General features: G+C 62.1%; 10 protein-coding genes. 5 read left to right on the forward strand and 5 right to left on the reverse strand.

The features are described 5' to 3' along the window. Positions 1–8: 8 nt before the first annotated feature. Positions 9–530 carry a DUF1990 domain-containing protein gene (locus ACN8HC_RS04220; RefSeq protein WP_490073612.1) on the forward strand — a complete coding sequence of 174 codons (522 nt, stop codon included), beginning with the start codon at positions 9–11 and terminating at the stop codon, positions 528–530. Positions 531–843: 313 nt separating this feature from the next. Next, the gene (locus tag ACN8HC_RS04225; RefSeq protein WP_490073613.1) at positions 844–1,110 is read left to right on the forward strand and encodes a helix-turn-helix domain-containing protein; all 267 of its coding nucleotides are present in this window, start codon (positions 844–846) and stop codon (positions 1,108–1,110) included. Between the two features lie 70 nt (positions 1,111–1,180). Here ACN8HC_RS04225 and ACN8HC_RS04230 read toward each other — a convergent pair whose 3' ends face one another. The 3 genes from ACN8HC_RS04230 to ACN8HC_RS04240 all read right to left on the reverse strand — a co-directional run bounded on the left by ACN8HC_RS04230 (position 1,181) and on the right by ACN8HC_RS04240 (position 8,206). Next, positions 1,181–1,582 carry an ankyrin repeat domain-containing protein gene (locus ACN8HC_RS04230; protein ID WP_490073614.1) on the reverse strand — a complete coding sequence of 134 codons (402 nt, stop codon included), beginning with the start codon at positions 1,580–1,582 and terminating at the stop codon, positions 1,181–1,183. Then, positions 1,579–6,102: a GH-E family nuclease gene (locus ACN8HC_RS04235; RefSeq protein WP_490073615.1), complete on the reverse strand. Its 4,524-nt coding sequence runs from the start codon at positions 6,100–6,102 to the stop codon at positions 1,579–1,581. Before ACN8HC_RS04235 ends, ACN8HC_RS04230 begins: the two co-directional genes overlap by 4 nt. 1,141 nt (positions 6,103–7,243) lie before the next feature. After that, the gene (locus ACN8HC_RS04240; RefSeq protein WP_490073616.1) at positions 7,244–8,206 is read right to left on the reverse strand and encodes a TetR/AcrR family transcriptional regulator; all 963 of its coding nucleotides are present in this window, start codon (positions 8,204–8,206) and stop codon (positions 7,244–7,246) included. 149 nt (positions 8,207–8,355) lie between these two features. On the opposite strand from ACN8HC_RS04240, the gene ACN8HC_RS04245 reads away from it, so the two are divergent. Both ACN8HC_RS04245 and ACN8HC_RS04250 read left to right on the forward strand, forming a co-directional pair. Continuing rightward, positions 8,356–8,541, forward strand: a complete 186-nt coding sequence (locus ACN8HC_RS04245; protein ID WP_490073617.1) for a hypothetical protein — start codon at positions 8,356–8,358, stop codon at positions 8,539–8,541. 859 nt (positions 8,542–9,400) lie between these two features. Further along, on the forward strand, positions 9,401–10,147 hold the full coding sequence (locus ACN8HC_RS04250) for a DUF5131 family protein (protein WP_490073618.1): 747 nt from the start codon (positions 9,401–9,403) through the stop codon (positions 10,145–10,147). Here the strand turns inward: ACN8HC_RS04250 and ACN8HC_RS04255 are convergent. Beyond that, the gene (locus tag ACN8HC_RS04255; protein WP_490073619.1) at positions 10,144–11,268 is read right to left on the reverse strand and encodes a three-Cys-motif partner protein TcmP; all 1,125 of its coding nucleotides are present in this window, start codon (positions 11,266–11,268) and stop codon (positions 10,144–10,146) included. The two genes, ACN8HC_RS04250 and ACN8HC_RS04255, sit on opposite strands and share 4 nt — an antisense overlap. A 293-nt stretch (positions 11,269–11,561) precedes the next feature. On the opposite strand from ACN8HC_RS04255, the gene ACN8HC_RS04260 reads away from it, so the two are divergent. Then, a complete protein-coding gene (locus tag ACN8HC_RS04260) occupies positions 11,562–12,476 on the forward strand; it encodes a hypothetical protein (RefSeq protein WP_490073620.1) in 915 nt (304 codons plus the stop codon). Positions 12,477–13,303: 827 nt separating this feature from the next. Here the strand turns inward: ACN8HC_RS04260 and ACN8HC_RS04265 are convergent. Further along, positions 13,304–13,693 (reverse strand): hypothetical protein, encoded by a 390-nt coding sequence (locus ACN8HC_RS04265; protein ID WP_490073621.1) that lies wholly within the window; start codon positions 13,691–13,693, stop codon positions 13,304–13,306. Positions 13,694–13,922 lie beyond the last annotated feature (229 nt).

Here is a 13,922-nt window from a genome sequence, read left to right on the forward strand (position 1 = left end):
GGTCGTCCATGAGGCTTTTGGCGGAGGACGACGCACGGCGGTTGCAGGCGCTGCCGCTGACGTATGCCGAGGCCGGAGCAACCCTGGGTCCGGCTCTACCGCAAGGGTTTCGGCTTGTGCGACGCGAACGCGCGTGCCCGGACGGGGTCGACTTCGCTGCGGCCCGCCGCGCGCTTTTCGGATGGGAGGTCCATGAGCGGGCCGGTCTCCAGGTGCACGCGTCGGGGCCGGCCGCCGTGGGGGCCGTCGTGTTGTTGGGACTTCGGCTCGGCCCCTTCGTCGCCCACGCGCCGTGCCGGGTGGTGGTGCTGATCGACGAGCCGGACCGCGCCGGCTTCGCCTACGGCACGCTGCCCGGTCATCCGGAGTCCGGCGAGGAGCTGTTCGACATTGCCCTGTATGACGGACGTCCGGTGGTGCGGATCACGGCGTTCTCCCGTCCTGCGCGGCTGCACACCAGGCTTGCCGGTCCGTTGGCGCGCCTGGTCCAGGACCGGATCACCCGGCGTTACCTACGGGCGCTGGACTGATCCAGCAGAGGATGACCCGGTCCAGTAGTTGGTGCGCCATACCGCACGAACTACTGGACCGTGCTGCGAGATGAAGAGCGCTCAGCTCACCACCGCAAAAGGAAAACCCCCGGGGCAAGCTCCCGGGGGTTCCAGTGTGGCGGTGGCGGTGGGACGTTATTCGAAATTTGGCGGTCTCCGTAGCGACGCGGAGCGTCTTCGGAAGCTGACTGAGGCTAAAATCATGCCCGTCATGCGTGCGCTTGAGCCTGCCACAGGCGAACCACACCACGTGCACGCCTTGCGACGGCGGCTGGGAGCTGAGGCACTTCGCATGGCCGCCGACAGGTACCGAGCGGGCGAGTCGGTGGCGGGGATCGCCATTGACCTCGGGGTTTCCGACAGTGCGCTGTACGAACAGTTTGCTTGGCTGGGCGTTCCCCGCAAACGCCATCGGCTCAGCAACGCCGATGTGGTCGAGATTTTGCGCCTGCGGGAGGAGGGGTGGAGTCATCAGCGCATCGCGGAGCAGCTGGGCGTGACGCGCATGGCCATCAGCAGGCACCTTCGGACTGCGGGAGCCGTGGACGTCGATCGCTGATGCTGCGCTCGTGCAGACGCGATCTCTCGTGGCGAACTGCGCTCGGAGATGGCCTTCTGGTCGTGGCACGTCAGGGAAGGTCGGCGAAAAATCTTGCAACGTCGAAGTTGGCGATTAGGCGCGCCAGTCCGACAGGGGTCTGGCCACTCTTGTTCACCTTGAAGGGGTCTGCCCCGTGCTCCCGCAGGAGGTCGATCGCTTCGCCTTCGCCTCTTGAGTTGAATACGGCGACGAACAGTGGTGTGTTTCCGAAGGCGTTCGGACGGTCGACGTCAGCACCATGACACAGCAGCGTTCGCATCGCGTCCGTCGCTCTATTCTGGGCAGCCAGGTGCAGCGGTGTGAACCCTAACCGGTCACCCGCATTGACATCGTCGCCAAGCTCGATCCGTTCGATTGCCTGGTCGGAGTTGTTATCCAACGCCGCGTAGTGCAGCGGCAGTCTGCCCTCTCGGTCCGGCTTGCAGGTCATGGTTCCTCATACAGGTGGCTTCGGTTAGAACTGGGGTCTTCGATTCGATAGTGGCTTGGATCGTTCTCATATTCGATAATGTCTCGTCGAGTCCAGCCTTCCCGTCTGGCTAGTTGCTGAGTGCGCCACCATTCATACCCCGGCGCGTGTCCATAGTCGAATGGACCCTCCTGGGGAATCACCTGGAAAGTGTTCGGATCGATGAAGTCGCCGTCAGCTGTTCTCGGTGCTGCGTCCCGAATCGCTCCGCGTGTGGATTGACGCAGGTACACGCGACGTGCGGCGGGGTCGGTCGTCGCACCCTCGTCGCAGACAGCCGACGAATCACTCTCCTCTGTGATGTCAGCTGCATCCGCTTCGGCGGCCGTCTCGTCGGCTGCGGTGCCGACGGCCCCATCGATGCCGAGAATGGCGGCATCTTCTTCTGGCAGGAACGGGGTCGCTGCCCCCTCGGTGGCGACTTCCTCAACAGCGTCGACTGTCACAACTTCGGCGACTGCGGCGGCGGTTTTGACTTCTGGGCTCCAGCTGAAGGGGTTCCACCAGCTCAGGCCGAGCGAGTCCTCGGCGTTGAGCGGGTCTCCGCCGGCGTACGCATACGGCTGATGGGTGAGGTTGAGCAGTGGGTCAGGCGTGGTGAATTGTGCGGTGACAGGGTCGTAGTAGCGGTTGCGCAGGTAGTAGAGGCCGGTGTCGGGGTCTTGGTATTGGCCGTTCCAGCGAAGTTGAGTGGTGGCCGTGCCGGTGTGTGCGATGGTCTGGCCGGTCGGCGTGTAGTCGTAGGCGCCGACCGTGGTGCCATGGGTATCCGTCAGGAGACGGGTGGAGCCGTACTGGTCGACGTGAAGGTAGGTGATGGCACCGGCCGCACTGACCTGTTCGATGGGCTGCCCGCTGGGACCGTAGATGTAGTCGTTGGTTGAGTCGGACAATAAGGCCGGAACGATGCCGACGCTGGCGGCCCAGGTCATGTTCTGGGTTGTCCCGGTACCGGGTCCTGCAGTATTGGTGGTGAGGGTCGTGCGCAGACCGTCGCCGTTGTACGTGTAGCTGTCGGTTTGGGCCGTGCCGGCGCTGGTGATGGTGGCGGTGGTCATGCGGTGGGCGCCGTCGTAGCCGTATGTGGTCGGGTCGCCGGCTGAGGTGAGTCCGGTACTGCGGTCTCCGTTGCTGGTGTAGGCCAGAGCGGTGGTCGTCCCCGTGGGCGGGGTGTACCCGGTGGCCTGATCGATGGCGTTGTACGTGAGCGTCGCACTGTCGGCTAACGTGGTCGGGTCGCCGTCGGCGTTATAGCTGTAGCTGCCGGCACCGACTGGTGTTGTGTTGTTGGTTGCAGTCCCGAGGTGCCCCAGAGCGTCGTAGGTGTAGGTCTGGGCGGGCTGGCCGCCGGCGTTGGTGTCGCTCTCGGACGTTATCTGACCGCCGGCATTGCGGCTGTAGCTGAAATCTCCGAGCACCGTCGCCGCGCTACCCGTCCCGCTGGTCACAGCGATGCCGGTGGGTAGGTCGTTGGCGTTACTCGTAATTGTGGTGGTGACGCCGTTGGGGTAGGTCTCGGTGGCCAGGGAGTTTTCGGGGTCGTAGGTGAAGGTTGTGGTGTTGCCCGCGTTGTCGGTGACGGAGGTGAGATTGCCGCTGGCGTCGTAGCCACGATGGACGGTGGTGCCGTCGGGGTAACCGATCGCGGTGGGCTGTCCGTTGGGGTCGAGGGTGTAGGTGACGGCGTCGCTGTTTCCGTCCACCGTTTTGATCAGTTGGTCCAGTCCGTCATAGGTGTAGCTGGTGGTGCCTGTGCCATCCTGCATGCTGGCCCGCAGTCCGTCGACCGTGTAGGTGTAGGAAACGGTTGGCGTGTTGTCGGAGTAGCTGGCTTTTGTCAGCTGCCCGTCGGCGTCGTAGGTGTTCGTGGTGACGACGCCGCCCGCGGCAATCTGGCTGGTTTGGTCGCCGTCTCCGTCGTACCCGTAGGTGATGGTCCGGTTCGCCGGGTCGGTACTGCCGGTGAGTTGTCCGAGTTGGTTGTATGTGTAGCTAGTGGTGTTCCCGGAGGGGTCGGTGTACCCGGTGCGGTGACCATTGGCGTCGTAGCCGTAGGCGATGCTGGTGTTGTCCGGGCGGGTGACCGTCGTTAGTTCGCCGTCGGCGTTGAAGGCGTTGGTCGTGGTGAGCCCGTTGGCGTCGGTGCTGCTGGCTTCGTGTCCGTCGGCGTCCCATGTCGCGGATGTCTGACCACCATTGGGCAGGCCGACGCCGGTTAGCTGACCGGCCGCGTTGTAGGTGTAGGTCGTGGTTTTGCCGCGGCCGTCGGTTGTCGAGGTCTGTTCACCGACGGCGTTGTAGACCGCTGTTGTGGTGTTGCCGTCGGGATCGGTGATGGAGATCTGGTCGCCGTTGGTGTCATAGGTGTAGCTGGTCGTGTGCCCGGCGGGGTCTTTGACCGCGGTGGCTTCGTTCGGGTGTGCCGGATCGCCATAACTGTAGTGCGTTGTTTGCGTGGTCGCGCCGTCGGCGGAGGTGTTCGTACGCGAGATGATGTTTCCGGCCGCGTCATAGGTCCAGGCGGTCACGATTCCGGATGGCGCGGTCTGAGTGAGTGGCTGGCCGGCGCTGTTATAGGTGGTCGTGGTGACGTGACCCTTGCCGTCGGTACTCGTCAGGACGTTGCCATCGGCGTCGTAGGTGTGTTTGGTGACGTTGCCGACCGGGTCGGTCTCGGTTGCGATGCCGAGGGTTGCGGGATCGTAGGTGTATGACCAGGTCGCGGCCACGCTGGCGCCCGAAGCTGCGACTTTCGACGCGAGGACACCGTTGACGTAGTTGTACTTAGTGACGTTGCCGATCGGGTCGGTGGCGGTCGTGGTCCCGGAGGCGTATGCGTAGGTGGTTTGGTGACCCATCGGGTCGGTTTGGGAGGTGACCCGGTTCGCGGCGTCGTAGGTGTTGGAGGTGACTGCACCGCCGGGGCTGGTGGTGGAGGTCAGCAGGTTTGAGGCGTCATAGGTGTAGGTGGTGGTCCGGTTGCCGGGTCGGGTGACACTAGTCAGCCGGTCGGCGGCGTCGTAGCCGTAGCTAACGATTCGCCCGGCGGAATCGGTCGCCGAGCTGATCTGTCCGTCGCTGTCGTAGGCGAAGGTGATGGTGCGCCCGGCGGCATCGGTTGCACTCGCGACTTGGCCTGCAGAGTTGTGTTGGACCGTGACAGTGTCGCCGGCGCGGTCATCGATGGATGTCAGATGCCCAGCGGTGTCGAAGGTGAAGGTGGTGGCGTGCCGCCGCACGAACGTCCACGTCCCGTCCGCGTTGGCGGTCAGGGACGCCAACACTCGGGAGGGCGCCGTGTAATTTCCGGAGCTGTCGGCGGTAAATGAGACAACCGATCCGTTCTCCTGCGTGACGGTGGCCGTGCTTCCCGGTGCTCCGACCGTCCCAGTAGTCGTGATGTGCATGGCGTAAGGGGTGTTCCACCCGTAGCCGAAGGGCCCGGCAACATCGGCATATTCGGAGGAGTAAGTTCGTGCCGCCTCTAGTTTTGGCCCTGCTTCAGGGAAAGCCAGATCGGCCGCAGATTCGAAGAACTGCCCAGTCTGCGTGTTGATCGGGTCGCCCGCGCAGGCGTAGCACTCGTTCAGCTCCGATGCGTTGTTCCCGCCCGCCGTCTCCCCGGGCCAGCCTGGACCATCCAGGCTGAGCTCTGTCGAAATTGCGTAAATCTTCGATGGTGGGAACGTGTTGGTCGGCGCGGGGCTGACGACTGCGATGAACTCGTCGGCAGGGTGCGGGATGTTGCTCGGGGTACAGGCCGTGCCGTCTGCGCTCCCCTGGGGCGGACCACCACAGTCCGCCACATACGTGACCCAGGTCTGCGGCTCGCTGATGTCAAAGATTTCAGTGAAGATGGCGGAGTTATTCCGCGAATAGTTCGATGTTGCGGTCATCGACCCGTCCCCACTGGGTGCGAGGCTGACGTGCCACTTCGGTGGAGTCACGGACGCCGATTGCGCCCACATTTTCCCGGCTGGATACGAGGCGTACGTGTTGGATGCAGGATTGCCGACGACTGCGACGTAGGTGCTCGGACTCTCGTTCGGGACGCTGGAGGCCGTACACGTGGTGGACGAACAGGAGGTGTTCAGGTATGTGGTCGAGGCGCTGCTCGAGATGTCAAAGATCTGGAGCATGGCCGCGGCGGAACCATTGAGCAGGTAGTTGGTGGTAGCGGTAAATGAGTTGACTGTGCCGTAGGCGTACGTCAGGCCGACTGACCAGGCGGGCGGAGACGCCACGCTCGACTGGGCGACAATGTCGGCGGCAGGATAGGTGGCGTAGGTATTGGCGAGGGTGGACCCCAGCACCGCGACGTACTGGCCTTGCGCTTCCGAAGGGACGGTGACTTTCGTGCATGTCGTACCTGTCGAGCACCACCCGAGATATGTCGTCGAGTGAGTGCTCGCGATGTCGAAAATCTCGACCCACATACCCGAGCTATCCAAGGGCTGACTGACGGTCGCCGTCAACGTCACCTGAGTGTCCGCGGTATATGACAATGACACTGACCAACCAGACGTAGCGGCCGAAACATTCGCGGCCTTTGCTGCGACCTGAGCTTTCGCCTGGCCTCGAGTCACCGTGTGAACCACGCCGGCGCGGGGGCGCGCAGTCCTCATACGCGGCAAAATGTTTTTTGGGCGAGACCTGTGTCCATAGCCTCTTGCGGCGGCGGGAGAAGACTTTGCGGACAGGCTTGGATGCCCCGTGGGAGCCTGGGATCGCCCTGGGTGGCTGGTTGAGGGCAAAGGAGCTATCGCCGAGGCCGATCCCGAGCCAAAGACGAAAAGCGCCACCAGAACGGTGGTCACCAACCAGATCGGACGCAGCTTGGCATACATGCGCAACTCCCTATCCGCGCGCCTTTGCCGCTAAAGCCAGCGAGACCACGCCCCTGAATCGACCACACGCAAGTCGCCCCATTGGTCGATTGGCTCATCATGCCAGCGGACTGACGCATCCGCGAGCGTTTTAGACGAATAGATGGTCACCTAGTGCATCCTGTGCATTTTGTGTATGAACCCCGATTGGTTGCTGGGTAACTTAGTGACCGCTCCGATATGGATGGGCTGAGAACTGAGTGCCTGAAGCGGTGACGTCACTCGCTCGTTGTGTTGAAGGGCCGGCAGCGGGTTTCCGGCCGCGAGGCAGTTGTGACATCCGTGCGGGTGGTGTCGTGATGGTGCTGGGCGGTATTCGAAATCTGAGGGACTGCAGCGCTTCCGCCAGCGTCTCCGCCGACGACTGGACCCCGACGACGACGCGACGGACGGCGGAACGAGCCGCGGACGTTCCATAGCCTGCGGAGTCGGCTCGGCGATGATGAACTGTGTGCGCTCGGGAGCCGATACTCCGCCGGAGAGCCTGCGACGACGTTGGCGGCGGAGGCACGGATAGCGGCGTCAGCGCTCTACGAGCACCTTGCGCGGCTCGGCGTTCCTCGGAAGCGCCGCTTCATCCCTGAGGAGGCCCTTCCCGAGCTGGTTCAGCTGCGGAAGGCGGCTGGACGTACCAGGCTATCGGCGAACGATATGGTGTCACGCGGTCGGCGGTCTCATCAGGGCTGAGAGCATCGGCCAGAAATTGATCTTCAGGAGGGTCTTGCGGGCTACCGCGTCATTCTTCGCTGTCAAAGGCGCCCGTGCGTGAGGCAGTCTCGGTTAGACCACCCAGCTCGGCGCCGACCTGCTTCTGGGCGTTGCTCAGGCTGTTGGATCCAGACTGTTTCAGATACACATCAAGCAGCGTCTTCGTCTCGCCAAGCTTGTCATCGTTCCAGTCACTGGTATCGCTTTGCTCAGTCAGCGAGACCACGATACTCGTGAACCCAATCGCCGGGAAAGACCAATCCTGCAGTTCACCTACACCGAAAGGGTCTACGAGGAATCGGCGTTCAGCGAGTTCGGGAGTGGCACCCGAGGTCAGCACAAGGCCTTCGACCACTGCTGCGCCAAGTGAGGCGAACTCGGGCAGACCCAGATCGCCGCTGTCGTCCTTGAGTCGGAACCCGATCACCTCCATCATGTCGGCGTAGAAGGCAACCATGGCGTCGAGGAAGGCGCGTTCACTGTCCGCTAGTGCCTTCTCAAGTGTGCTGCGGTAGTCGTTGCGCGGCAGGGACAAGAGCGCGGCGTGCAGCGTCATGTAGATGTGCCAGTCGGGGCGGTCGCGGAGAGCTTCGAAGTTCTGGAGGGCACCAAGGCGGCACATTTCGACTAGGAGCCGTCGACGGCCGACAGCTGTCCGGAACCAGGTGAGGTGTGCGACCGCTACCCGCACGGCAGTTGCTGGGGTGCCGAGGTCGAACGCTCCCTGGGCGGGGTGTGTCTCGCCAGCTAGTCGGAGTAGCAACTCGGCGTAGTACATCTCCTTGCGTGGCCAACGCTTGTAGACGGCGGAGCGCGAGACGTTCGCCTCGGCGATGACGTCCTCAATGCGCAGAAGGTCGAAGCTGACGCGCAGTCCGGCCGTGTTGACCATGCGCACACCGGCGCTGAGCATCCGCTCCACCGTCTCCGCCTCGTCGAGCCGCCGCCGTGGTTCGCCTAGGCCGAAGGGATCGGTTGCGAACTCAGCCATCGCACCATCTCCGACTGAGGACATCATGTCTGAAGTCTTGTGCTTTCCGTCGTGTGTCTGTCATAGTGGTGCCACGCTACCAGCGCGGCTACGAGAAGGCCGGAAGGATCTGGTCGAGCGAGTCAAGGGAAGAAGGGAGGTGAAGTCCAGTGGGAACATTCGATAGCTCTTCATTCTCTGACAAGGTTGGGAACGACGGCGATCGCGACATCCTCTTCAATGGTCCCGGAGATGGTGCTGACCATGGGCACGTTGTGATCGACCCGGAGGGTAATTACAAGTACGCACGCGATGTCGAGGGCAACGAGTACGACGTCGAGGGAAAGCCCTCGTGATATCTGCATGACCCGCCCATATCGATTCGTCAATTTGATATGGGCGGGTCATGTTCTTTGTTATAATGAGGGATGCATGGCGAACGTGTTTTCGAGATTAGATCACATTCCACCTTACCCGGATGATCGACGCATCCTTGTCCGGCATCTTAAAGATGTTGCCGTGAAGCTTCGAGATGGAAACGGAGATCGGCATACGATTGTGAACGAGACGGCTGGACTTTTGGCTACAGCCTACTGTCGGAACCTCTCACACGATGACCCTATTATCGCGGCCCTAGAACTTTGCGCACGTCGAGAACTTCGCGAGGATAGGGCGCCAAGCTGGAGCGAACTCGCAGCAATTTTGGAGCGCCTCTAGCGGTCGTCTGGAACATTTCCATACACTCTCCCTCCTGCCACCGCGGCAGTACCCGAGGCCCTGTGGCAGGCCTAGCGCGGACGGCTTGCTGCCTGACACCACTACGTCGCCGGCTGATCGATCCGCTCGTGGCCGACGGTGCCTGCGCGAGGCGGACAAGGACGAGATCGTTCGGTGCTCCACCGCGGGCGAGAATGCCCGGGTTGAGGAACTCGGCTTCGTCATGTCCGCCGTGCTACGGATCCTGCGCCAGCGTGGCACCGAGACCGGACCCGCGGAGTGCGCGATCGGTAGCGAATGCGGCTGAGTTGATGGGATGTGGGTAGACCGTGCGATCACCTCATCTTCGAGCGTTGCCGACATGGGTCCCAAGCGGCGGTAGGACAGAAGGAGCTGAGCGATGGTGTGACGGCACGCGGGAGGCTAGAGCCACCTTCCGCAAGGGCTTCGCGATAGGGTTGACTGTCATCGGACGCTTGTCCGAAGAGGAGGCGCGGCGTGGCAGCGAGCAACATCGAGTGGACCGAGGTGACCTGGAATCCCGTAACTGGGTGTGACCGCGTCGCAGCCGGGTGCGACAACTGCTATGCGCTTGCGCTCGCGAAGCGTCTGAAGGCGATGGGCGCTGAGAAGTATCAGAACGACGGTGACCCGAGGACTTCAGGGCCGGGCTTTGGTATCACCGTCCATCCGCAAGTACTCGGTCAACCCTTCCGCTGGCGAGGCAGCAAGGTCGTCTTTGTGAACTCGATGAGCGACCTGTTTCATGCCAAGGTTTCGATTGGATTCATCCGTGACGTCTTCGACGTCATTCGGGAGACGCCGCAGCACACGTATCAGGTGCTGACAAAGCGATCGCTACGACTCTTGCGCATGTCAGATCGGCTCGATTGGCCGGACAATCTCTGGATGGGGGTCTCGGTGGAGTGCACCGATGTCGTTGGGCGCATCGACCACCTTCGCGAGACCGCCGCGAGCATCCGGTTCTTGTCCTGCGAGCCATTACTGTCGGCACTCCCGAATCTTGATTTGGATCGCATCGACTGGGTAATCGCGGGAGGGGAGTCGGGCCCAAGAGCACGCCCAATGGACCCAGCGTGGGTTGCCGACATCCGTGATCAGTGCGTGGCGTCGGGCGTCGCTTTTTTCTTCAAGCAATGGGGCGGCCGGACGCCCAAGCAGCATGGTCGCGAACTCGATGGACGTCGTTGGAGCGAGATGCCTGAGTCGGCATTGGCGTATTAGGCGAAATCGATGGTAACTCCAGCTGCGAACTGACGCTTCCCGTTCGGCCGGCTCACCGTGAACGGCGCGGACTCTGCCCTCTCGAGCTCTCTCAGAGCCTGGGTGAGGTGAGGTTTCCGATAAGGCGTGTGAAGGACGACCCACTCTTGCAGGTCTGGGTTCACCATTACATTTTTCTGTCCGGCATATGTCTCGACGAGAGACGTGCGCAGGGGCTCAAGGCTCGGCTCAGGTTGAAACAAGACCTCCATGCCCGCAAGCCGATCCGAAAATGAGTAATCACCACCGGGGGCGGTCTTCCACATCGCGTCCTTCATTTTCTCGACACCGAGCACGGAGCGAGTTCCGTGGAGAAGGAAGTAACCAACGTTACCTGTGCGGTTTCGCATGGCAAACCAGCGCACGTAAGTGAACCCTGCTACGTCGAGCAACTGTCGTATGTAGACGTCACGGAGGTGCTCGACTCTGTCGCCACCCTTGTAGTCCGCGATGATGGCATCCACGTCAAGGCCGAACAGGTCGTTCATGTTGCCGCCCTGGTGCGGGTGCGTAACGAAGCGGTTCACGAAACCAACCATGAAATTGATAAAGACCTCGCAGCTCCGGTAGTTGAGGAGTCGCGCAATCAGTGACATCGGCATGCCGGTCCAGCCGAAAGGGTCGAGGAACGCAAACGTGGGCGCAAGGCTGGCCTGCTGCACATCGAGGTAATCGCAGATCTCAGTGGCGTGATCAGTGAAGGTACCTTCGCGTATCTCGTACTTGACATTGCCCGGCCAGGAGCCGTTCTCCGCTTCCCAAGTTGCGCGGAAATGATCGATGGCGTTTCTTAGGGAGGCGACGTTATCCGCGTCGTGTTCGATGAAGAGGAACACAAACTCGCGACGGCTCATGCGACTCCACGCCGAATGCCTTAGAAGCCTTCCCATCGCAATTATGGGCGATCCTGCGGAGCCATCGTTGTATACGCCTCGACCTGCGAAGCCGTCGATGAACAGCACGCGCCCAAAGCCGCTTGCGAGTATAGGGTACCAAGCGTCCAAGTAGGTGCCGAGGATGTCGTGCTTCGCCGCGGTGTGCTCCGGGTAGTCCCACATCTTCGGGTCGGAGTCGTCGACCATGTATCCCCCTGCGTGTGAACCGGATTCCCCGAGCTGAAATGCTGACAGCCTATCTGCACTCGTTGACGAGGATGTCTTGTTGCCGAAGGTTTCATGGGGACAATCGCATGGAGAGCACGGTCGATTCTGGGGATGCTCGGTCAGTAGCCCTACGTCGGCCAGGTCACAACACAGCAAGGGTGCTACCACCGTCTGTCATAGAGGTTGAGATGGTCTGTACCTTGAAGGCATCGGAGATCGTTGTTGGCGCCGGGCACGTGCCCAGTTGGCAACCAGTGGAGTAGGGGAACCAGATGGCGACACCGAGGCACGAGAAGACGATCGCCCTCTACGACATCCTGGATGCGGGCAGCGCGAACTTGATGCCGTACGACCGCGCGCTTCGCTGGGACGCGGCTCTCAATCACCTGGCAACGAAGCCGCTCACCGAGAGGACGATCGTCAGCACGTCTGGGCGAGACGTCATCGGATCACCCACCCCAGGCAACGAAGCAACGCATCTTCTGCTGCACAAGGCACGTGCCGACGGCGATTGGATGTCACGCGCCAACCTCCGCACCGGCACGGTCCAAGAGCTGATTGCGGCTCAGAACGAACGTTACGTGGACTCAACCGTGATCTGCTTCATGCCGGGACGAAACCGCGTTGCTGTGCTGCGCGGAGGGAACGCGGCACCGACGCACAACGACCTCATGCACTGGCTGAATGCGATGCACATGTTCCCCGACACGACCTTCGCGGTCGAGCCGGTGGTACGCGAGGCGGAGGTAGCGCGGCTCAGGTCCGCCGATGCCGCGCAGAGGATTGACGTGCGCTTCACCCCGGAGTCCCACATCGACGAAGCTGATGGATACATCGCAGATCAGGTTAGCCAGCTGCTCGACCGCTACCCGGGTGCAAGTGTGACGCTCACTGTCTCCATGGGCCGGAAACGCTACCGTGGCGGTGACCAGGATCCGCGTCGGACGTTGAAGGAAGACATGGTCGGGCTGCTGCCAATCCTCAGTCCCAGCGATCGAGCCTCCGTTGGACTCCTGTTCGAGGAGGGTCCGAACTACTCCAAGCAGCAGTTGGTAGATCTCGTCGAGCATGATCTCACCCTCAAAGCCAACCTCGTTGAGGGCGGCGACGACCGTCCGCTCCGTCTACTGAGCGCGGTTAATTACGTCGAGAGCCTCCTGCTGTTGCACCCCGAACTTGGAGACTGACGAGCGTCGGTCCGCGCCCCTACATTGGGCGGTATGACGACGGTTGGCCAGCGCGGGAACAGCTGGGCCACACCACTCAAGTGGTGGGGCGATCACCCATGGCCAGACGTCCTACTCGCCGTTGTGATCGCGCTCGCTTCTTATGGAGACTTGGTGCCTCATCCTTCAGTTATGGACCGTGCAGCGCGCCTCGGGATCTACTCGTCTGCCGGCAACATCGTCGCTGTAGTCGGTGGTCTCGCTGGCATATCCGTCTCCGCATACCTGGCTATGGCGGGAGCACGAGCACGAGCGTTGCGCGCGGGCGCAGGCAGGGCACTCACGAGGAACTGGGTTGAGACAACCCTCGCGACCGCCCTCAGCGCCCTGGTGTGCTGGGCCGCTCAAGTCGCAGACGTGACACACGGAGCTCGGTTGGCGTGGTCCGTCGCCTTTGGCGGTGTCGCCTGGTGTGTCATCACCAGCTTTAGGCAGGCGTGGCTTCTCCGGCTGTTGCTGCGTGTAGCCGCAGCGGATGACGCAGGACCTATGCGGTCAGGGTCGGTACCGGCCCCGGAGCCACTTCTTGGCCGGACGCAGACGTCGGCCTCATCTCAAACAGAAGCATCTCGTTCGACCGACGACGATGCGGATCCAGGTCAGCCATTTCGTCTGTAGCCCGGTTAGTAGCGCGCAGTTTCGATCCTTCATCTCGCCGTCCAGCTTAGAGAGCATGGCCGCACCAGGTGCCAGGACCATCGCTGATGAGCCTAGCTTTGCCACGTCCACAGTGCTGCGGATTTTGCAACAGCGTCGCATGGAGGTGCGGTCTTGGATGTGCGGTATCGCTAGGCCTTATGTCGCTTCTTGCACTCATCCAGCCTGTTCGTGAGCGATTGGCGGCAGAGGACGATTGGCGGGCTCGCTGAGACGGACGCCTCGGCTAGTGCCAGGACGTCTCGAAGCCTCATGGGCTTCAGGATGTTCGACGCTGATGCGTCGGTGGCCGCTGTTGCGGCTGCTATTCGGTGACGCCAGATCTGTTCGCGGTCGGCATCATTTGTCGCTGTTTGAACCTTGAGCTGCACGAACTTCTGCCTGGTTCTGTCCGAGTCCGACGTGGCCACCGCCATCTCCACGGGCTCAGGAGTCCGGAACGAGTTGTCCCGGAAGAGGGTTCCGAGGGCGAGCTGAGCTTCATCGACCGTCCGTTCACCGGATCTCCGTGCGACGCTCATTTTTGGCATGCAAGGAGTCTTTGCTTGAGATGCACGATGACGGTGATCCTCCAGGACGCCATGAACTGGAATCCTTCGGAGGAATAACGGGGCTTGTTCGCTCGCTCGCTCGGCAGTGGGCGCACCATCTGACCGGACGTCTAGGTCTCCCGCCGCTTACTCTTCCGATCATGTTGCCACACCATGACGGGTCGCGGGAGAAGCGGAGCACTTAGACCGGGATATCGGC

This window comes from Flexivirga sp. YIM B11880 (assembly GCF_058148645.1).

What these genes read in the sequence shown, in the direction of transcription:
- ACN8HC_RS04220 (WP_490073612.1), top strand. Translation starts at nt 9, where the DNA reads ATGAGGCTTTTGGCGGAGGACGACGCACGGCGGTTGCAGGCGCTGCCG.
- ACN8HC_RS04225 (WP_490073613.1), top strand. Translation starts at nt 844, where the DNA reads ATGGCCGCCGACAGGTACCGAGCGGGCGAGTCGGTGGCGGGGATCGCC.
- ACN8HC_RS04230 (WP_490073614.1), bottom strand. Translation starts at nt 1,582, where the DNA reads ATGACCTGCAAGCCGGACCGAGAGGGCAGACTGCCGCTGCACTACGCG.
- ACN8HC_RS04240 (WP_490073616.1), bottom strand. Translation starts at nt 8,206, where the DNA reads ATGGCTGAGTTCGCAACCGATCCCTTCGGCCTAGGCGAACCACGGCGG.
- ACN8HC_RS04255 (WP_490073619.1), bottom strand. Translation starts at nt 11,268, where the DNA reads ATGGTCGACGACTCCGACCCGAAGATGTGGGACTACCCGGAGCACACC.
- ACN8HC_RS04260 (WP_490073620.1), top strand. Translation starts at nt 11,562, where the DNA reads ATGGCGACACCGAGGCACGAGAAGACGATCGCCCTCTACGACATCCTG.
- ACN8HC_RS04265 (WP_490073621.1), bottom strand. Translation starts at nt 13,693, where the DNA reads ATGAGCGTCGCACGGAGATCCGGTGAACGGACGGTCGATGAAGCTCAG.